18 protein-coding genes are annotated in these 19,679 nt (G+C 65.6%); 6 read left to right on the top strand and 12 right to left on the bottom strand.

Going from position 1 to position 19,679, the window contains the following annotated elements; translation table 11 throughout:
* Window positions 1–2: 2 nt before the first annotated feature.
* Window positions 3–1,349 (bottom strand): nodulation protein NfeD, encoded by a 1,347-nt coding sequence (locus CAG00_RS10220; RefSeq protein WP_085664193.1) that lies wholly within the window; start codon window positions 1,347–1,349, stop codon window positions 3–5.
* A gap of 98 nt (window positions 1,350–1,447) precedes the next feature.
* On the opposite strand from CAG00_RS10220, the gene CAG00_RS10215 reads away from it, so the two are divergent.
* The 3 genes from CAG00_RS10215 (at window position 1,448) to CAG00_RS10205 (ending at window position 2,917) form a co-directional block, all read left to right on the top strand.
* Window positions 1,448–1,906, top strand: a complete 459-nt coding sequence (locus tag CAG00_RS10215) for an aminoacyl-tRNA deacylase (RefSeq protein ID WP_003260230.1) — start codon at window positions 1,448–1,450, stop codon at window positions 1,904–1,906.
* Between the two features lie 60 nt (window positions 1,907–1,966).
* Window positions 1,967–2,209 (top strand): DUF2789 domain-containing protein, encoded by a 243-nt coding sequence (locus tag CAG00_RS10210; protein WP_085591784.1) that lies wholly within the window; start codon window positions 1,967–1,969, stop codon window positions 2,207–2,209.
* Window positions 2,210–2,278: 69 nt separating this feature from the next.
* Entirely contained in the window at window positions 2,279–2,917 is a 639-nt protein-coding gene (locus CAG00_RS10205; protein ID WP_075044293.1) for an NADH:ubiquinone oxidoreductase subunit N, read from the top strand.
* A gap of 6 nt (window positions 2,918–2,923) precedes the next feature.
* On the opposite strand, the gene CAG00_RS10200 is transcribed toward CAG00_RS10205, so the two are convergent.
* A complete protein-coding gene (locus tag CAG00_RS10200) occupies window positions 2,924–3,361 on the bottom strand; it encodes a CBS domain-containing protein (protein WP_025337291.1) in 438 nt (145 codons plus the stop codon).
* A 171-nt stretch (window positions 3,362–3,532) separates the two neighbouring features.
* Entirely contained in the window at window positions 3,533–5,263 is a 1,731-nt protein-coding gene (locus CAG00_RS10195) for a dipeptidase (RefSeq protein ID WP_085664192.1), read from the bottom strand.
* Window positions 5,264–5,533: 270 nt separating this feature from the next.
* Here CAG00_RS10195 and CAG00_RS10190 point away from each other — a divergent pair, with 270 nt between their 5' ends.
* On the top strand, window positions 5,534–6,943 hold the full coding sequence (locus CAG00_RS10190) for a PLP-dependent aminotransferase family protein (RefSeq protein ID WP_085664191.1): 1,410 nt from the start codon (window positions 5,534–5,536) through the stop codon (window positions 6,941–6,943).
* Here the strand turns inward: CAG00_RS10190 and panB are convergent.
* The 9 genes from panB to CAG00_RS10145 are packed head-to-tail and all read right to left on the bottom strand — an operon-like array spanning window position 6,931 to window position 16,781.
* Entirely contained in the window at window positions 6,931–7,746 is an 816-nt protein-coding gene (gene panB / locus CAG00_RS10185; RefSeq protein ID WP_085664190.1) for a 3-methyl-2-oxobutanoate hydroxymethyltransferase, read from the bottom strand. The genes CAG00_RS10190 and panB overlap by 13 nt on opposite strands.
* A 47-nt stretch (window positions 7,747–7,793) precedes the next feature.
* Entirely contained in the window at window positions 7,794–9,047 is a 1,254-nt protein-coding gene (locus CAG00_RS10180; protein ID WP_085664189.1) for an ATP-grasp domain-containing protein, read from the bottom strand.
* Window positions 9,028–10,284: a methylaspartate mutase gene (locus CAG00_RS10175; protein WP_085664188.1), complete on the bottom strand. Its 1,257-nt coding sequence runs from the start codon at window positions 10,282–10,284 to the stop codon at window positions 9,028–9,030. Before CAG00_RS10175 ends, CAG00_RS10180 begins: the two co-directional genes overlap by 20 nt.
* 2 nt (window positions 10,285–10,286) lie before the next feature.
* The gene (locus CAG00_RS10170; RefSeq protein ID WP_085664187.1) at window positions 10,287–11,783 is read right to left on the bottom strand and encodes a hypothetical protein; all 1,497 of its coding nucleotides are present in this window, start codon (window positions 11,781–11,783) and stop codon (window positions 10,287–10,289) included.
* A complete protein-coding gene (locus CAG00_RS10165; protein WP_085664186.1) occupies window positions 11,780–13,018 on the bottom strand; it encodes an acetyl-CoA carboxylase biotin carboxylase subunit family protein in 1,239 nt (412 codons plus the stop codon). Before CAG00_RS10165 ends, CAG00_RS10170 begins: the two co-directional genes overlap by 4 nt.
* Window positions 13,019–13,050: 32 nt before the next feature.
* Window positions 13,051–13,509: a cobalamin B12-binding domain-containing protein gene (locus tag CAG00_RS10160; RefSeq protein ID WP_085664185.1), complete on the bottom strand. Its 459-nt coding sequence runs from the start codon at window positions 13,507–13,509 to the stop codon at window positions 13,051–13,053.
* On the bottom strand, window positions 13,506–14,729 hold the full coding sequence (locus tag CAG00_RS10155) for an MFS transporter (protein WP_085664184.1): 1,224 nt from the start codon (window positions 14,727–14,729) through the stop codon (window positions 13,506–13,508). The genes CAG00_RS10160 and CAG00_RS10155 overlap by 4 nt, the downstream gene beginning before the upstream one ends.
* Window positions 14,722–15,792 carry an LLM class flavin-dependent oxidoreductase gene (locus CAG00_RS10150; protein ID WP_085664183.1) on the bottom strand — a complete coding sequence of 357 codons (1,071 nt, stop codon included), beginning with the start codon at window positions 15,790–15,792 and terminating at the stop codon, window positions 14,722–14,724. Before CAG00_RS10150 ends, CAG00_RS10155 begins: the two co-directional genes overlap by 8 nt.
* Window positions 15,793–15,851: 59 nt before the next feature.
* A complete protein-coding gene (locus tag CAG00_RS10145) occupies window positions 15,852–16,781 on the bottom strand; it encodes an asparagine synthetase A (RefSeq protein ID WP_085664182.1) in 930 nt (309 codons plus the stop codon).
* Window positions 16,782–16,968: 187 nt separating this feature from the next.
* Between CAG00_RS10145 and CAG00_RS10140 the strand changes: the two genes are divergently transcribed.
* Window positions 16,969–18,285: an MFS transporter gene (locus CAG00_RS10140; protein ID WP_085664181.1), complete on the top strand. Its 1,317-nt coding sequence runs from the start codon at window positions 16,969–16,971 to the stop codon at window positions 18,283–18,285.
* Window positions 18,282–19,670, top strand: a complete 1,389-nt coding sequence (locus CAG00_RS10135) for an amidase (protein WP_085664180.1) — start codon at window positions 18,282–18,284, stop codon at window positions 19,668–19,670. Before CAG00_RS10140 ends, CAG00_RS10135 begins: the two co-directional genes overlap by 4 nt.
* The last annotated feature ends 9 nt before the right edge of the window (window positions 19,671–19,679 follow it).

The raw sequence follows: 19,679 nt of genomic DNA, 5'->3' as shown, positions 1-19,679 counted from the left end.
GGTCATTCTCCTTGCGCCGCGGGCGCGGCGGCGCTCACTTCCAGCATGACGCCATGGCGCGCGGTCACCCGCACGTTCTGGCCCGCTTGCAGTGGCGTTGCACACTGCGCCTGCCATTGCTCGCCCTGGGCCAGCACAAAGCCACAGAACGGGTTGCCCGCCATCACTTGGGTGACGGTGACCAGGCTGCCGACCAGGCCGGCGTCACCGCTGACCAGCGCCCGTCGGCGGGCCTTGAGGGCCATGCCCAGCACACCGCCGATCAGCAGCGCCGAGAGCACCGCCAAGGTGCCGATCAGGGCCAGCGGGATGCCGAAACCAGGGGCATCGGTGTCGATCAGGATCAGCGCGCCGACCACGAAGGCGACGATGCCGCCAAAGCCGACCACGCCGAAACTGGGCAGGAAGGCTTCGGCGATCATGAAGGCGATGCCGAGCAATATCAGCGCCACCCCGGCGAAGCTCACGGGCAACAGCTGCAGGGCATACAGCGCCAGCAGCAGGCAGATGCCGCCGACCACGCCGCCTACCGTCGAGCCGGGGTTCATGAACTCGAACAGCAGGCCGTACACACCGATCATGATCAGGATCAGCGCCACGCTGGGGTTGGTGATGACCGCCAGCACCCGTGTGCGCCAGTCCGGCAGGTGCTCGACCAGGCTGGCGCCGGCAGTCTGCAGCTGCTGGGGCTGGCCAGCGACAGTGAGCGTTTTGCCATCGAGCTTGCGCAGCAGGTCGGGCAGGTCATCGGCCACCAGGTCGATCACGTCGAGCCGCAAGGCCTCGCTGGCGGACAGGCTGACCGCCTCGCGCACAGCCTTCTCCGCCCAGTCGGCATTGCGCCCGCGCAGCTGCGCCAGGCCACGAATGTAGGCTGCCGCATCGTTGACCTGCTTGCGCGCGAGGGTTTCGTCATCGCTGCCTTTGGCCTTGTCGTCCTTGGGCGTGCCTGGCGGGGCGCCTATCTGCACGGGGGTTGCGGCGCCCAGGTTGGTACCGGGCGCCATGGCCGCGACATGGCTGGCATAGAGGATATAAGTGCCAGCGCTGGCGGCGCGGGCACCACTGGGGGCGACGAAGGTTGCGACCGGCACGGGGCTGGCGAGAATCGCCTTGATCATCTGGCGCATGGCGCTGTCCAGCCCGCCCGGGGTGTCCATGCGGATAACCACCAGTTGCGCACCCTGCGCCTTGGCCTGGTCGAGGCTGCGCACCAGGTAGTCGGCGCTGGCCGGGCCGATGGCGTCATCGATGCCCAGCACCCATACTGTACCGGGCGCTGCCCAGCCGCCTGGCGTGATACCAAGCAGCAACAGCAGCAACAGCCAGCGCCAGCAGCGGGTGATCACCTGTCGTCACCTCGTTTGCCTCTATTGCACAAGTTTAGCCCTGCCTGCTGGTACCCGACCTAAAATTGGAAATTGGGGGGCGAAACCGGAGGTGCATCATGCGTATGGCAAAGACCCTGCAGGATCGCCTGGACAAGGCCAACTGCGATTACGACATCATTCCCCATCCACATTCGGCCACCAGCCTGGAGTCGGCCCGTACGGCCGGCGTGCCCGCCGAGCGGGTCGCCAAGTCGGTGATGCTCGATGACCGTCATGGCAACTACATCATGGCCGTGCTACCGGCCAACCGGCATCTGGACATGACCAAGGTACGCATGTCCGGGGCCTGGCAACTGACCCGTGAAAGCGGCCTGCCGAGCCTGTTCGGCGACTGCGAGCGCGGTGCCGTACCGGCGCTTGGCGATGCCTACCAGATAAAGATGCTGCTTGATTCGAGTCTTACCCGCCAAGGCGATGTCTATCTGGAGGCGGGTGATCACGATCACCTGATCCACATGAGCATGGAGCAATATCTGAAGCTGGTGCCGCGCGCCGAAGTGCGTGAGCTCAGCTGATGCTCTCAACCCATGCCGGGCCGGCATCGTCGACGACCGGTCTGGCGACGAGGAGGAACCATGGATAAGCCGATTCATCCTTTGTCCGAGATTTTCAAACAGCTGGGGCTGTCTGACGATCCGGTCGATATCGACCGTTTCATCACCACCCATTCGCCGCTCGACGACGATATAAAGCTGGTTGACGCGCCTTTCTGGAACGATTCACAGCGCGATTTCCTGAAAGAGAAGTACATCGCTGATGACGACTGGATTCCGATGATCGACCAACTGAACGAGGCGCTGCATCCAAGCAAAAAATAAAGCGCCGAGTGGTGCCTGACGAGTGATTGGCCGTTGCTATGCTCAGGAAAACAACAAGGGGATAGCGCGATGAAAGATCCCTACGCACCAGGCTTCTGGTGCTCCGTGACGATCCTGGGCACGTTGACGGCCAGTTATTTCTACGGCATACGGCAAACGCAACAGATGAACCAGGCGGTGCATTTCCTGTATGCCGCTGCCGCTGTCACTGTGGCGGTTGCACTGGTGGCGCTGGCCTGGATCGCCTGGCAGCAACTGCACCTGAACAAGCGTGAGGTGGTGCAGGGGCGAACGTTGCTGACCATCTGGAACACCAAGGTCGCGCTACGCCGCGTCGAGACGGTGTTCGACCGTTACTTCTGGGGCAGCTACTGGCATTCGGGGCGCACCTTCGAAGAGGTCATGGGCGAGCTCAAGGGCACGCCGCTGGAGCAGAGCCTGGATGCCCTGAAACGCCAGTGCCGCTTGCTCGATCGCGAAATTCATGACCACCATCACCACTGGCTGGCCAATGCCCGCGACCTGTCCAGCGTGGCCCAGGCCATGGCCCGTGAACGCTACCAGCTGGATGTGGGAGAGCCGACCCGCAGCGGCCATGGCAACACCGCCGTGCTCAACCGGGACCTGGAAGTGCTGGTGTACACCTGGTCGGCGCGCCTGCGCAGTTTCGACCATCAGCTGGACGAGCTGGAGCGCGCCTACCACTGAGGTGCTTCATTCGCCGCGGATGTATTGCTCCAGTTTCAGGATCAGGTTTGCCTGTTCGGCGATGGTTTCCTTGACCAGGTCACCGATCGACAGCAGGCCGAGCAGCTCGCCATTGCTGACCACCGGCAGGTGGCGCAGGTGGCGGTTGGTCATCAGGTTCATGCAGTACTCGAGGTTCTGCTTCGGTTCCACGGTGACCACCGGCGCACTCATGATCTCGCGCACAGGGGTGGCGGCGGACGAGCGGCCCTTCAGCACCAGTTTGCGCGCATAGTCCCGTTCACTGACGATACCCACTACCTGGTTGGCCTCGACCACCGGTAGCGCACCGACGTTTTTCTCCGCCAGCAGCTTCAGGGCGTCGAGTACCGAGTCATCCGGGCCGATGGTGTACACGGTCTGGTGCTGGGACTTGGTCTTGAGGATTTGTTCGACGGTCTTCATACGGGCCTCTGCGGGTGAAAAAAGCGATGTCTCGGAGTAAATAAAGCATCCGGCACGGCGCTCTGCACGGCAATGCAGGAAACGGCATCGAGTCGATTGAAAAACGTCATGAGCGGTCGCCTGTGCCGGCCTCCTCGCGGGCATGCCCGCGAAGAGGCCGGTAGAGTTGGCTCAGAGCTTCGGCATCTGCCCGATCCGCGCCACCATCTCGCTCACCACCTGCAAGTCCAGCATGAACTGCTCAACGGTCTTGAACTCGTTGTCGTTGTGCCCGGTGTACTTCACATCCGGCATGGCCAGGCCGAACTGCACGCCGTTAGGCAAGTCGTGTACCGAGGTGGCACCCGCCGAGGTACCGAACTCGTGCTTCATGCCCAGGTTCTCGGTGGCCACATCAAGCAAGGCCTTGACCCATTCGCCCTCGGGGTTGCGGTACATCGGCTCGTCCAGGCTGTAGTCGAAGGCCACCGAGGTATGGCTCTGCCGGGTCCATTTGCCCAGCTTGTCAGCCAGTTCGTCCTTGATCGTGGCAATTGGCTTGCCTTTCGGAATGCGCAGGTTCACCGCCAGTTTCAGGCCTTTTTCATCCACCCCGACAAAGGTCAGCGAGGCGGTCAGCGGGCCCATGAACGAATCCTTGAAGGCCACGCCGAGCTTGTTGCCCAGGTAGTCCAGGCCCCAGTTGTCGGTGGCATAGCGGGCGGCATCGGTGAAGTGGTTGTGCTTGAGCGGCACATCCTTGCCCAGGCCGTTGATGAAACCAAGCATGCGCGCCACCGGGTTGACCCCGGACTCCGGCTCCGAAGAGTGGGCGGACACGCCGGTCACGGTGAGCAACACCTGCTTGCCATCGGCCTTGGCGGCTATGCTGAAGTCGCCGCCATTGCGCTTCACGTAATCGGCGCCGGCTTTTTCCAGCTGGCTGGCCAGCTTCGCCGGGTTGTCGGTGACCAAGGTCGCGACCGAGGTTGTCGGGATCTGGTTGGTGGCCAGGCCGCCGGTCAGGTTGACGATCTCGGCACCCTTGCCACTGGCCTGGCGCTTGCTGAAGCTGGCCATGATCGTGCCGTAGCCTTTCTCGGCGATGACCACCGGGTAGCCGCCATCGAGGGCCAGGTTGTAGTCGGGCGTGGGGTTGCGTTCGAAGTAGTAGGGGATGGCATCACCGCTGGTTTCTTCAGTGGTGTCGATCAGCAGCTTGAACTGGCGAGCCAGCGGCAGGTTCTCGTCCTTGGCCACTTTCAGCGCGTACATCGCCACGACAATGCCGTTCTTGTCGTCTTCGGTGCCGCGGCCGTACATGCGGTCACCGACCAGGGTGACCTTGAACGGGTCCAGGCGCGTGCCATCGGCCAGCTTCCAGTTGTCCGGGTTGACCGGCACTACGTCGGCGTGGGCATGGATGCCGACCACTTCCTTGCCGCTGCCCAGCGAAATCTCGTACACCCTGTTGTCGATATTGCGGAAAGCCAGGCCGAAGCTGTCGGCCAGGGCCTTGATCTTGTCGGCGATCCTGAGGAACTCGGGGTTCTCGTGCTGCGGCGTGCCTTCGACGTTGAAGGTGGGGATGGCCACCAGTTCACGCAGGGTTTCGCTGGCAGCCTTGCCGTACTTGATGCGGGTATACAGGCCGAGCAGGCGGTTGATCTCGTTCTGCTGCTCGGCGGCCAGTGGCTTGCCGGCCAGGTAGGCATCCAGGGTTGCCGCGAGGTTGTCGGCCTTGGCCAGGTCGCTGCCTTTGAGCTTGCCGAGGAACTGCTTGAAGTCGCTTGGGTCGCTGCCGTCGAAGGCTTTGACAATGGCCGCGGACTGCTGCTGGGTAAGGTTGGCCTGTGCCGGTTGGGTGAACAGGCCGATGCTGGCCAGCAGCAGGGTGGTGGCGGTAAGTTTTTTCAGGTGCATGGTTGTGCGCATTCCTTCGCCAATCATTGTTGTGGGTTACCCGTCGGGAAACGGGAAGACGCCCACGCTAACACCAATGACCCGTGGCACGGGAGTGCCAGAAACGCGACATGTCGCACAAACGAAAAAGCCCCGGGCGAGTTGCCGGGGCCTTTCTGTGCTTCTGTCCCGTCCTGAGCAAGGTTCATACCTACAGCCCGGGGCGTAGCGCAGCGCGCGGGATTCGCGTGTAACCTGTGCCTGCGCTTTTTCACAAGTGACCCCGTGAGTATGGAAGCAGACAACAACACCAAGTCCCACTACACCTACCAGGCCGTGTACCGGTACCTGCTCGATTGGATCGAGGCCTCACCGTCGGACGTTGAACAGCGCCTGCCGTCGTTGCGCCAGCTGGCCCAGCGCCTGAACGTGTCGGTGTCCTCCACCAAGTACGCCTATTCGCTGCTCGAAGACGAGGGCCGGGTATACGCGAGGCCCAGGCTCGGTTATTTCACCCGAGCCAGCAAGGCGCCGCTGCACGGCGAATGTTCACCCAGCCTGCTCGATACGGTGTTTTCCAGCGCCCGCCAGCCCGGCATGCTGGCCCTGAGCAGCGACGCGCCGGCCATGCTGCTGTCGCTGGAGAAACCGCTGCTGATGATCGAGCGTGAACTGGCGCGCCAGTACCCCCGCTCCCATGCGCCGCTGTACCAGCCGTTCGGCGAGCCGGAGCTGCGCGGTGTGCTGGCCGACCGCTACACTCGCTCGCCCCAGCGCTACTGGCATGCCGAGCATGTGTTCATCGGCTCGGACCTGCGCAGCATCCTCGAGCTGTCGTTGCGCGCCCTGGGCTTGGAAGGCCAGGTGGCGCTGGTCGAGTCGCCTTGTTCCTGGGCGGTGCTGCGGCAGTTGCTGGCTGCGCGCATGACCATCGTCGAGGTGCCATTGCGCGCCGACGGCCGTTTCGACCTGGAGCAGTTCCGTCAGTTGCTGCATGCCCAGCCCGTGCGCCTGGCGGTGCTGTCGTCGGCCACCAATGTGCCCCAGGGCGGGTTGATGCCGGCCGCGGACAAGCGGCAGATCTCCCGCTGGCTGGCCGAGCGGGATGTGTGGCTGTTCGAGAACGATGGCTACGGCGAGTTCTGCTTTGAGGCCTCGCCGGCCCGCTATCGTGACTTCGCCGACCCCAACCGCTTGCTGGTGTTTTCCACGCTCGACAAAGTCATCGGATCCGAGGCGCCCTATGGATACCTGCTGTGTCGGCGCCAAACCGAGCAGTTGCAGCAGCTGTTTCTGGAACGTGCCTTCCGCCTATCGCCGATACGCCAGAAGGCCATCGCCAAGATGTACACCACCCGCCGGGTTGACCAGCACTTGCAGTTGCTACGCGCCATGCTGCGCGAACGCATGCAGCACATGCAGGGCCTGCTGGAGCTCCACGGCCAAGGTTGCCTGCGCTGGGTCGCGCCCCAGGGCGGGGCCAGCCTGTGGCTGGAAGCGACCCGGCCGGTGGAAATGCGCCGGGTATTCCAGCGCCTGCTGAGCCAGCGCATCGTCATCGCGCCCGGGGAAATCTTCAGTCAGCGGGGCCTGTGGCGCAGCCATCTGCGCTTGTGCTACACGCTGGACTGGAGCAAGGACATTCCCCAGGCGCTGCAGCGCCTGGTCAAGGCGATCCAGGACGAGGCTCAGACGCCGTAGCAGTGCTCAAGCGTCGGGAAGGTGCCGTCACGCACCTCGTCTGCGAAGTGCGTGCAGGCCTTGCGAATCACACCGGCGACATCGGCGTACTGCTTGACGAACCGTGGCACATGCTCACCCCCCAAGCCCAGCAGGTCCTCGGTGACCAGCACCTGGCCATCGCAGGTCGGGGAGGCGCCGATACCGATGGTTGGCTTGTCGCTGGCCTCGGTTATGGCCCGGGCCACCGGCTCGGCGACGCCTTCGAGCAGCAGCGCGAAGGCGCCCGCCCGCAGGTTGGCGCGTGCATCGGCCATCAATGCTGCGCCGCTTTCCGAGCTCATGCCCTGGGCCTTGTAGCCGCCCATGACGTTGACGAACTGCGGCATCAGGCCGATGTGCGCCATCACCGGCACACCGCGTTCCACCAGAAATTCCACGGTGCCGGCCAGCACCTGGTTGACTTCCAGTTTCACCCCGGCGCAGCCGGTACGGGCAAGCACCTCGGCGCAGTTGCGAAACGCCTGCTCGGGGCTCTCCTGATAGCTGCCGAACGGCATGTCGGCGATCACGCAGGCCAGGCGCGTGCTGTCGACCACCGCGCGGGTATGGGCGATGGTCTCGTCCAGGCGCATGCCCAGAGTAGAACTGCGTCCGTAGCCGACCATCGCGGTGGAGTCACCGACCAGGATGAAGTCGACCACGGGGTCGATTACCTGGGCAATCGCGCTGGAGTATGCCGTCAGCGAGACGATCTTCTGACGGCCTTTCATGGCCACCAGTTGCGGGACAGTCATTCGTCCGTTACGGATATGCGTGCTCATCAGTGTCTCCTTAGTGGTGAAACGGCCCCGGTAATCGGGGCTCCCGGTTACAGCCAGTCTTGCTCCCACGTCCGCCAGGCGAGTTGGTCCTGGCGGATGCGGTCAGGTTGCGGATGGACCATGAACACGGCCCCCGGCGAACTGTTGAGGTCGACGGTCGGCGCCAGGGCGCGGCCGTCGCTGAAACGCCAGCGGGCGCTGTGGTAAGAGGCCAGCTGGTCGAGGTGCGAGGTTACCCGGCCCAGGTCGAAGCGACCCTGGCCGCGGGCGATCAGGTTGAGGGTGCAGGCCGCCTGCAGCTGGCGATAGCGCCGTGGGCGCTGCAGCAGGCGCGCTGGGGTCAGGCATGCCTCGACGGTCAGGCTGACCTGGTCGGCGCCGGTGGCAGCCTGCAGGGCGGGTGGGTTGGCCAGGCCGGACAGGCGCGCGCCGGTTTCCAGCAAGCGTGGCCCGGCGGCGGTGAGGATCACCTCGGTATGTGCCGGACCCTCACCGATAGCCAGGGCATCGAGCACGCCCTCGACATAGCCGACCAGGGCCTCCAGCCACGGGTCGTCGGGGGCCAGCAGGTATTCGCTGTCGTAGATCTTTCGCCCATCCTCGCTCAGGGTCTTGGTGCAGCGCCAGGCATCGCTGAGCCAGTGCCGGCCTTGGTGGCTGACGGTGTTGATCACGTACTCGTCCCCTTCGAGGTACTCCTGCACCAGCACTTCATGGTTGTCGCACATCATCAGGTTGGTGCCGCCGAGGATAGCGTCGGCGGCATCGCGGACCTGGCTGGCGTTGCGGCAGATGAACACCTGGTCGGAGCCAGCGCTGTCCAGCGGCTTGACCACCACCGGCCGCGGACCCTGGGCCTGGAACCAGGCGCAGGCCTGCTCGGCACTGCCGGTGCGCAATTGCGCTGCCACCGGCAGACCTGCGGCGGCCACCTGCTCGGCCATCAGCGCCTTGTCGCGGCGCGCTGCCGACAGCGCCGGGTCGTTGCCCGGCAGACCAAGGGTGGCGGCCAGGCGATCGGCCAGCTCAACGCCGAACTCGCTGCCGGTCAGCACGGCTTCGGGGTGCTGGGCCGCCAGCACCTGACACAGTGGCTCGAAGCCGACCTCGTGCAGTTGGTAGCGCTGGGCGAACAGGGCCTGCGGGCAGCTGGCGGCGAAGGCGGCCGGCATGTCCCGTCGCGAGCTCACGTGCAGCAGCGGACGGTGCTCGGCCAGGGCACGAGCGAGAAAGGCCCCGGTGGAGTAGGCGTCCACCAGTACCAGTGGACGCTGGCCCGGTTCAATGCAAGGGTTGGTCATAACGGTTCACCATGTAGTGCAGCATCTGGAACAGTTGGTCGGCGCGCACGCCGTGTTCGGCGTTGCCTGCCGCGTGGCTACGCGCAAGCGGCAGGCCGCCCAGGGTGGCCCAGCGCAGCGCACCGTGGTCGTCGATCAGGGTGGTGGCGCGGCCGGCGTTGTCGGAGTGCAGGCAGTAGGGAATATCCAGCAAACCTCGGGCGAAGGCCTGCAGCAGCGCAATGCCCAGGTCGGCGTGCAGGTCGAGCACGGCGTCGACCAGTTGCCTGGTTTCCATCAGGATTTCCTCGTAATAGCCCTGGTTGGCAGGATCGAGCGCCGCTGGTGCCTGCGCCGCGCTGCTGCTGGCCATGTCCAGCGCCTGAAGGTTGTCGCGCACCGAGGGAATCTGTCGGGCTTCGGCCACGGTCTTGACGATCAGCCGTTCGCAACCGGTGGCCTGTGCCAGGCGGGCGCTGTCGACGATCAACCGGCGGGCGCCATGTTCGGTGCAGGGGAACACGCCCATGTAGGTGTACACCACCACGTGCCAATGGATATCGCCCAAGTAGTGCGCCGCCAACTGGCGCAAGGCGCGCAGCGCGCCTTGGTCCTGGGCCATGCTGGTGCCCTGGGCATAGCTCAGCGACACGCTGCGGATGCCGTACTGGCGAAAGAACATGGTTTCGAGCAGGCCGACCGCCAGCAGCATCGAGGGTGGGCATAACTGACCCAGCAGGCAGCCGCCGAAGCTCTCGATATGGCCATGCGCGGTGCCCTCGGCCAGCGCACGGCAGCTTTGTCCCCAGGCGTCCACCGCACGCAGCAGCGGCAAGCGACTGTAGGGCATGCAGTAGGACACAGGGCCGCCTTCGGTGGCATCCAGGCCAACTGCGGCCATGCGCTTGAAGATGTTCTGCGGCTGGGCCGTGCCATGGCGTACCTGGATCGGAAAGTGCTCGCTGTAGAGGCCGTCGAGCATGCCGCGCAGGGCTTCCAGCGGGTGGCTGACGATGGGAAAGCCATTGAGCGGGCTGCCGTCGTTGAGGCAGCGCAGGGCGCTCTGGTAATCGCCGACACGGGTGTAGCTGTCGAGGGTGATGGTGCCCAGGGCGTCCGGTTGGCGGGCCACGGCCTCCAGGCCAGCACGCATGCTGGGGATGTCGGCGAAACCCATGCGCGGCTGCACCACAAGCTGCCTGCGCTCGCGGGCGCGTTCGATGAAGCGCTGGAAGTGGCTGGTATTCGTGCTGGCCATGGTCAACGCCCTGACACCAGTTCGACCACCTGTTCACCGGTGATCGGATCGTGACGCACGATCCGCCCCTTGTGCGGGTCGCCGGCGCGCACTCGGGCGATCAGCGAGGTATCGCTGTCGAAATCGATGGGCGCGTGCCGGTAAAGGCTGCGCAATGCCGCCAGCGGCAGGCCGCTGACCTCACCAAGCCATTGGCCGAGCATCTCGTCCTCGGCCTGGCCGTCAAGCAGCGCGTGCAAGTCCTCCAGCCGCCCGACAATCTGAGGATGACGCAGGCTCAGGTATAGCGCCAGGTCACGGCCATGGCTGACGAAGGGCGAGAACTGCATGCAGACAAGCTGCTCTTCGTCGAGGTCAAAAGCCGAGCGGGCGAAGCTGTCGGCCAGGGCGCGCCGGTTGGCCATGCCTGCGGCGCCGGCATAGGGCGCCAGGGCCAGCTCGATAAGACGATCGGGCATTTCCTTCTTGCGCATCAAGGCCTGGGCCAGTTCCAGGTATTCGGCCAGGCCATCATCGTAGCTGCGTCCTTGCACCTGCTCGGCCTTGAGCCCGCGCAGATGGGCCATGAGCATCGGGTTGGCGCAGTCCGACTCGGTGAAGCTGAATGCCAGCTCCTCGAAACGGAAGCCGAGGAACTCGGTGATCAGCTCCCAGTGGTCGTCGACCCGGTAGCTCACCAGGTCGTAGATGCTGATGAACGCAGGTTCCCCGCCGGCGTTGCCGGTACTGACCCGACGCTCGTCAAGTGCGGCGTCGAAGCCTTCGCCGAGCAGTTCGATGAAGTAGGCCTGGGCGATACCGTCCAGCGCCTGCAGCAGCCCGCGAAAGCCTTGGCGGCGGCAGGCCTCGACGTTCAGCCCCAGGCGTTCGGCCAGGCGCATGATCCAGGTGAAGTAGTGCTTCTGTTCCTTGCGCGAGTCGCCGGTGACCACCGCGTCGACGCCACCCTGCCACCAGGCGGCGCGGCCAAAGAAGTCGGCCACCGCAAGGTTGCAGCTGTTGCAGAAGGTCGGGCGACCGTCGCCGGCGGTGCGGTGGCCGTTCATCAGCACGTCGAAGCGGTTCATCGCCTTCACCTGGCCGGGGAAGGGCAGGTGGCGTTCGAACGGGCGGATCTGCTGGTGGTCGACCACCAGCATCTCGACCCGTGCGTCGCCGTACAGCGCCAGGGCATGGTAGACCCGATCGATGTTGGCCATCACCGCGTCGGCCACCCCGGCATGACGCATGTTGGCGATACGCAGGTGGAAGGTGCGACCATGGGTGATGGCCAGGTGCAGCTGGGTCGCGCGCAGCAGCGACACGGTATAGGAGCTGTCCTTGCCGCCGCCGTAGGCGACCATCAGGCGGTAGTCGGCCAGGCCTTCCAGGCCTCCGGCGGCCTCGATCAGGCGTTCGCCGAACACGCGCACGGCGTTCTGGTCGTTGTCGCTCAGGTAAGGGGTGAGCCGGGCCAGCAGCGCGGCGTCGTCGTGTTCGGTACGTGCGGCGTGGTTCATGCTGGTTGCGTCTCCAGGCGGTAGTGTTCGATGACATGTCGGATGTCTCGCTCGATGCCAGCCTGGTCGCTACCGGTGAAAATGAAACGTCCGCCCTGCAGCGCGTCGTAGCCGCCGCCGACCTCCAGCACTTCGCCGGGCTGGGGCAGCAACTCGCGCCAAAGCGAAGCGACCTGGGTGCGCTGCGACGGTGCCTCGAGCACTGTGCACGGCAGTTGCCGCGGCTTGGGGATGATCAGCCAGCCGCCGCTGGGGTCGCTGTCCTGGCCGGGCAGGGTGGCAGGCTCGCCGAGCAGGTTCTTCAGCCAATGCTCATAGAGATTGACGCCGAACACCTGGTTGATCAGGTGTGGCACCTCGCTGCCGCCAACCCGCGCACCCACTTCCAGGAATACCAGGCGACCGTCCTCGCACACGAACAGTTCCAGGTGGAACGCGGTGTCGCGCAGCCCCAGCGCCTGCAGGCACTGGCGACTGAAGTCGGCGATGCGCGTACGCAACGGCGAGGCTTGCAGCAACACCGAGCCCAACGGCTGGTGCCGGGCGAAGTCCAGACAACTGTTGAGGTAGCGCGACACGGCCTGGAACGGCACCTGACCGGTAGCGTCGGTGTAGCCGTCGACGTGGTATACCTGGCCCTCGACGAAGGCCTCCACTTCGTGGCGCGCCAGGTCGACGCCGTCGAGCGCGGCCAGCAGCTGGCGCTCGTCATCGACCCGCACCACGCCGATGCTGGCGGCGCCGTCCACCGGCTTGACGATCAGCGGGTAGCCGGTTGCGTTGGCGAAGTTCAGGGTGTGTTCCAGGCTATGGCAGCGAGTGAAGGCCGGCACGGCCAGGCCATGCTCTTGCAGCACGTGTTTCATCCGCGCCTTGTCGCGGTACACCCCCACTTCGTCCGGCCCATGGCCCGGAATGTTCAGTGCCTGGCGCACCTGGGCGGCGATTTCGAGGGTGAATTCGGACAACGCGATCAGCAGGTCGACCGGGCCGACCCGTTCGATCACTTCAGTCACTGCGGCCAGCAACTGTGGGTACTGGTTTACGTCCTCGACCTGCACCATGTGGGCGATCTGCTCGCGTGGCGTCAGCACGCCGAGCGCGCCGGGGCCGTCGACCACATAACTGATGCGGTGGGCATGGTGATCGAAGAAGGCTTCGTAGCGGGTCAGTTCGTTGTCCCAGCGCTGGCCGTCGTGGAAGCGCGGCCAGCGGTTGACGATCACGATATGCATGGGTTCGTTCCTTGTTCGGGCAAGAAGGGGGCTCAGGTCCAGTGCGTCACGTCGCCAGCGCCGAGCACCAGCGAGTGACGGGCCTGGGCCAAGCGATCGAGATGGCGCTGGAAGGCGTCTAGGGCGTCGTCCTCGGTGAACACCGCGTCGTACCCGGCAGCCAGCAGCTCCTCGCGGACCGCGCGGGTTTGCGCCTCGGAGGTGGTCAGCTTGCCGCCAATCACGATGTGCAGGTGCGGGTGCTGCTGGCGCAGCGCGCGAATCAGTGCCAGACCCTGGGAGTAGCCGTGGCCGTTGACACTGCTGATCACCAGCAGATGCGCGTGTTGGTGCTGGTCGACGGCGTCGAGCACGGCCTGGACCGGTGTGCAGCTGCCCAGGTTCTTCACCTCCAGGCCGCGCTCGCCCAGCCACAGTTGCAGGTACACCAGGTTCCACATGTGCGAGTCGGATTCGACCGTGGCCAGCAGGCACAGGTGTTGGCTTTTCATCGGGATGCCTCCATGGCTAGTGTGTCAGTGCCAAGTGCGGCGTTCAGGCGCCGCGTGGTGAGGTGGAACAGCAGGGCGCCCGGCACGCTCAACAGCAGGCCCATGGCGAGAATCAGGCCCTGAATGCCGTAGCGTTGGCCGATGCTGGCGCTGAGCAGGCCGCCCAGCGGGTAGGACGCCAGGTTGAGAAGGTAGAAAGGGCCCATTACCTTGCCCAGGTGCTTGCGCGGGATCACCTTGATCCGCTGGGTGCGGTTGAACACGTTGAACAGGGTGCAGCCGGCCATGGCCAGGACGAAGCTGGCACCGTAGGCGAATACGCCATTGGCCATGCCCATGGCCAGGATCCCGCCGCACAGCACGGCGAAACCCAGCGCCCCCACCTGGTGGATCGACAGTCTTGTCAGCAACCACGGCACCAGCAGGAAGTTCAGCAGGCCCAAAGCCCCGGCGGCGCTGTTGATCAGGCCGAAGGCACTGTCGGTGGCCTGGAACACGTCGCTGACGACGAAGGCATTGGCGCTGAGCACGCAGGCGAAGGCCAGGTTGATGCTGCAGTTCAGCAGCGCCAGGCTGATGATCGGCGGGTTACCCAGCAGCAGCTGCCAGCCCTGGCGCAGGGCTGCGAGCACAGGTTGCCGAGTACTGTCGGCGTGGGCGTTGGGCAGACCGCGCCAGCACAGTGCTGCCAGCAGCAGCGCGACGGCGGCCAGGCCCAGCAGCGCCAGCTTGCCGCTGTACAGCACTAGCGCGGCGGCGCAGGCCGGACCCAGCACCTGTGCCAATAGCTCCATGTTCTGCACCAGCGACTGGGTGTGGGCCAGGCGCTCGGCCGGCGCCACCTGCGGCACGGTGCGCTCCACGGCCATGCGCACCGGAGCCATCAGCAGCGACAGCAGTACGCCGTTGGCCGCCAGCGCCCAGACCGTCAGGGCCGGCGCCAGGCTGCAGCACAGTACGGTCAGCCCCAGGCTGGCGGCGCGCAGCACGTTGGCCCACTGCAGCAGACTGCGCCCGCCTACACGGTCCGCCAGCACCCCGGCGAACGGGTAAGCGAGCAGCGCCGGCAGCCATTCCAGGGCGAACACCAGCCCGGAGTAACGCAGGCTGCCGGTGACCTGGTAGACCATCAGCGGGACGGCAAACAGCACCGTCTGTTCGGCCATCAGGCCCAGCAGCAGGCCGGCGCCGAAGCGGCGCAGGGGCGGGTGCTCAGCCATGCTGGCGGTCCAGTTCGGCTTCAAGTTCGCGCAAGCGTGGCAGCACGTGCTGGCAGAAGCTGCGCATCTCGTCGCGGGTCGGCCAACCGGAGAAGATGAACTCGCTCACCCCGGCCTTCTTGTACTCCAGCAGGTAGGCGGCCACTTCCTCATAGCTGCCTACCACGCACAGAGCCGGGCCGCCTCGGTAGGCCACAGCCCCCGACCAAAGCATCGGCGACAGCCAGTCGTGATGGGCACCCTCGGCCAGACGAAACGATGTCTTGACCGCCTCGGAGTCGCAGCGGGCGACAAACTGGCGCACCCATTCACGGTGCTGCTGGTCGGGGTTTTCCATCATTGCGTCGACCTCGGCCAGTGCCTCGTCGCGGGTTTCTCGCGCCAGCACGTGCATGCGTATGCCTACCGAACGTCCGGCCGCGAGTACTTCGCGCGCGGCCTCGGCAATGCCTTCGGGCGTGTCGCCGTAGCGCAGCCAGCAGTCGCTGTGGGATACCGCGACCTGCTGGGCGATGCCTGAGGCGCCGCTCAGATACAGGCGTGGCCGCTCAAGGTCCTTGAACGGGAGGCCCAGCTGGGCCTTGTCCAGCTGGTAGAAGTCGCCATGGTGGCTGAGTGGCGTTTCCCCGGCCCAGAAGCGCCTGAGAATCTCGATGAACTCGCAGGTGCGCGCATAGCGGCCATCGTGAGCAACGTAGTCACCGTAGTACGCCTGCTCGTCCGGCGAGATGCCGGCCACCAGGTTCAGGGCGATGCGCTTGTCGGACATCCACGACAGCGTGTTGACCACCTGGGTGAACAGGGTCGGGTGCAGCAGCCCGGGGCGGTAGGCGAGGATGAACTTGACGTTGCGAGTTTCGCGCACCAGCGCGCCGATCATCGGCAGCGGGTCGGGCATGTGGTAGCTGATGCCCATCAGCAGCGAGTCGATGCCCAGTTCGTCGGCCTCCTGGGCGAAATCGACGATACCGGCGAAGTCCAGGCGTCCGGTGTCGTACTTGTCGGAGGCTTTCTGCTGGCCGCTGTCGAGCGGCGAGCACCAGTGAATGCGCAAGGGGGTCATGCGGGTGTCTCCGGAAAAGGCCCGCCGTCAGAGCGGGCCGGTGCGAGGGCGTGAAGGGCTCAGAACAGGAAGTCACTGCCGACACTGCGGTCGAACAGGGCGACATCGCGGATATGGCGCTTGCCGCAGATGAAGCGCAGCAGCCGTTCGATGCCCAGCCCGCCGCCGGCGCTGGGATGCAGCAGCCCCTGGCGGGCTGCTTCGAGGAAGTTGCCGAACGGGGTCAGGTCCATGTCCAGCTCGTTCATGCGGTAGAGGATCTGACCGTGCTCGTACTCCCGTTCGGCGCCCGACAATGCCTCGCCATAGCCCTCGGGCCAGACCAGGTCATAGTTGTTGTAGTGGCCGCGTTGGCCGGGGGTCTCGCGGTCGTAGAACTCGCGGCGGTGGTTGGTGATGAAGAACGGCGTATGGGCCTTTTCCGACATCAAGCGCTCGAAGTCATCGCCCAGTTCGGCCTGCAGTTCGTCGGTGCTGTACACCGGGAAGGCGGTTTCGTAACGCGGCAGTTCACGGCCCAGCTGGGCCAGTTGCGCGGCGCAGTGTTGGCGCACCTCGTCCAGGGTGTGCTTGACCATCTGCTCGATCAACTGCATGGCCTGTTGCATGGTGCCGCCGCGAATCTCGAAGTCGAACTGGGAGAACTCCAGCAAGTGACGCTGGGAGTCCTTGATCTCCGGCTTTTCCAGGCGGATGTTCGGCGCAACGATAAAGATGCGCTCGTGGCCGCGGGCGGTCAGGGCCAGTTGCTTGTGGAAGATCATGCTGGCGGTGAGTTTCAGGCGCCGCTGCTGGTACTGGATCTCGGCCGGGTACACCGCGTGGTTCAGGGGGTCGGTGATCGGCGACATCAGTATCGGCAACAACTGGCGGAAGTCACGGTCGAGCAAGAAGGTCTGTAGGGCGTGCAGCACACGGCCACGGATAATGGCCACTGCTTCGACGTCTGGGTGGTCAAATGCGGCGATCTGGCGCTGAATTTCATCCATGTTGGGGCCATCTTGTGGGTCAAAGGTGGCCCGATTATTGGCTTTCGCTGTCAAAACTCAATGTACAGATTCCGGTGAAAAAGCGACCCAGACGCGCTTTTTATTGTCCTGTCCGCCCGCGACGGTGACCATGAACCCGACCGGTTCTGCCGCGCCTTCGTTACCCGATTACAGGACACCCATGCCAATGACGGCCCATCCTCGACCCGTTTCCACGCGCTTCGGCCGCGCCGACTACAAGACCCTGGGCCTTGCCGCGCTGGGCGGCGCGTTGGAGATCTACGATTTCATCATCTTCGTGTTCTTCGCGCTGATCCTCAGCGAGCTGTTCTTCCCGCCGCACATGCCCGAATGGCTGCGCTTGCTGCAGAGCTTCGGCATATTCGTCACCGGCTACCTGGCGCGGCCGCTGGGAGGCATTCTGCTGGCGCACTTCGCCGACCGCCTGGGGCGCAAGCGTGTGTTCAGCCTGAGCATCCTGATGATGGCGTTGCCGTGCCTGCTGATCGGCCTGATGCCGACCTACGCGCAGATCGGCTACTGGGCACCGTTGCTGTTGCTGGCCCTGCGCATCCTGCAGGGCGCCGCCGTAGGCGGCGAAGTGCCCAGCGCCTGGGCGTTCGTCGCCGAGCACGCACCGGCCGGCCACCGCGGCTTCGCCCTGGGCATGTTGCAGGCCGGGCTGACCTTCGGCTACCTGCTGGGCGCGGTCACCGCGGCGGTGCTGGCGCGGGTCTACACCCCACAGGAGATGCTCGATCACGGCTGGCGTCTGCCGTTCATCCTGGGCGGTGTGTTTGGTCTGGTCGGTGTCTGGTTGCGTCGCTGGCTCAGCGAAACGCCGGTATTCGTCGCCCTGCAGGCGCGCCACGCAGCCGACCCGGAGCTGCCGTTGCGCACCGTGCTGCGCGGACACCGGCGAGCCATCACCCCGGCACTGCTGCTGACCTGCGTGCTGACCTCGGCAGTGGTGGTGCTGGTGGTGATTACCCCGACGGTGATGCAGAAGCGCTTCGGACTGCCGGCGGACCAGACCTTCGCCCTGAGCAGCCTGGGCATCGTCTTCCTCAATATCGGTTGCATCCTCGCCGGGCGCATGGCCGACCGCCTCGGCCCCTGGCGTGCCCTGGCGATCCACAGCGCCCTGCTGCCCGTCGGGGTGGCGGCGCTGTACGCCAGCCTGATTTTCGAGTTGCCGCTGATCGGCGTGGCCTACGCGCTGGCCGGCTTGTGTTGCGGCGTGGTCGGGGTGGTGCCGTCGATCATGGTCGGGCTGTTCCCGGCGGCCATTCGCGTGTCGGGGATATCTGTCACCTACAACATCGCCTACGCGTTGTGGGCGAGCGTTACACCGTTGCTGCTGATCGCCCTTATGCCTTGGAACCAGTGGGTCGCGGTGGGCTTCAGCGTGCTCATGGGCGCAGTGGGGCTCTGCTGCGTGCGCCTGTTCGCCCAGCGTGGGCCGGACGTCGAAAATGCCAGTGTGCCGGCAGGTGCCAAATGAGCTGCGGCCCTTTGCAGTGGCTGTCGGTGGCCGAACTGACGTCGCTGTATGATCGCCGCGAGCTGTCGCCACTGGAGTACCACCAGTACCTGATTGACCATGTACAGCGCCGCGAGCCGGCCTTGAATGCACTGTGCCAGTTCACCCCTGAGCTGGTGCTGGAGCAGGCCGCTGCGTCCACCCAACGTTGGGCCAGGGGCGCGCCGCTCGGGCCGCTGGATGGCGTGCCGGTGACCTTGAAATCGTTGATTGCCACCCGTGGGCAGCTGCTCGACCAGGGGTGCGCGGGCCTGGAGCCGCGCCTGGCATTAGCCGATGCGCCACCGGCGGCGCGCCTGCGCGAGGCGGGCGCGGTACTGCTGGGCAAGACCTGCGTGCCGGATTTCGGCATGTTGTCCTCGGGCCTGTCGAGCCTGCACGGCATCACCCGCAACCCATGGAACACGGCACTCAACCCCGGTGGCTCCAGCGCCGGGACGGCGGCCGCGGCAGCGGCGGGCTACGGTCCGCTTCACCTGGGCACCGACATCGGTGGTTCGGTGCGCCTGCCGGCCGGCTGGTGCGCGCTGGTGGGCTTCAAGCCGACCCTCGGGCGCATACCCATCGACCCGTATTATACCGGCCGCTGCGCCGGGCCCATGACCCGCACGGTAGACGACTGCGCGGCGATGATGGCGGTGCTGGCGCGCCCGGACCTGCGTGATGCCACCAGCCTGCCGGCGGCCGAGCTCGACTGGGGGTTGCCCCCGGTGAGCGTGCGCGGCCTGCGGGTGGGGCTGCTGCTTGAACCCGGTTGCGGCCTGCAGCCCGACGCGCAGACCTGCGCCGCGGTGCGCGCCGCCGCCGGGCTGTTCGAGGCGCAGGGCGCCAGGCTGGTGGAGGTGGCGCCATTGATGGAGCGTCGTCTGCTCGACGGCCTTGACCGCTTCTGGCGCGCGCGGCAGTGGAGCGAACTCCGCCAGCTGGCGCCCGAGCGCCTGGCCCAGGTGCTGCCGTACATCCGCCAGTGGGCCGAGCCGGCCCGCCACATGACGGCGGTGGAGGCGGTGGAAGGCTTCAACCAGACCTTCGAGATGCGCCGGCGAGCTGCGCGGCTGTTCGAGCAGTGCGACCTGCTGCTGTCGCCGACCAATCAGGTGCAGGCCTATCCCGCCGAGCTGGCCTCCCCCGGCAACGACCCGCAACTGCCGTTCGAACACATAGTGTTCACCGTGCCTTGGAACATGGGCGAGCAACCGGCGCTGTCGATCAACTGCGGCTTCAGTGACCAGGGTATGCCCATTGGCTTGCAGATGGTCGCCCCGCGCTTCGCCGACACTTGGCTGCTGCGCCTGGCCAAGGCCTTCGAAACCTGGCGCGGGCCGATCCGGCACTGGCCCGATTGACCCTATGAA

Origin of the sequence: Pseudomonas sp. B5(2017) (assembly GCF_002112825.1) — a bacterium.
GTDB classification, from domain to species: domain Bacteria; phylum Pseudomonadota; class Gammaproteobacteria; order Pseudomonadales; family Pseudomonadaceae; genus Aquipseudomonas; species Aquipseudomonas putida_Z.
The sequence above is the reverse complement of the archived record's forward strand: the minus strand, read 5'-3'. Positions and strand labels throughout refer to the sequence as shown.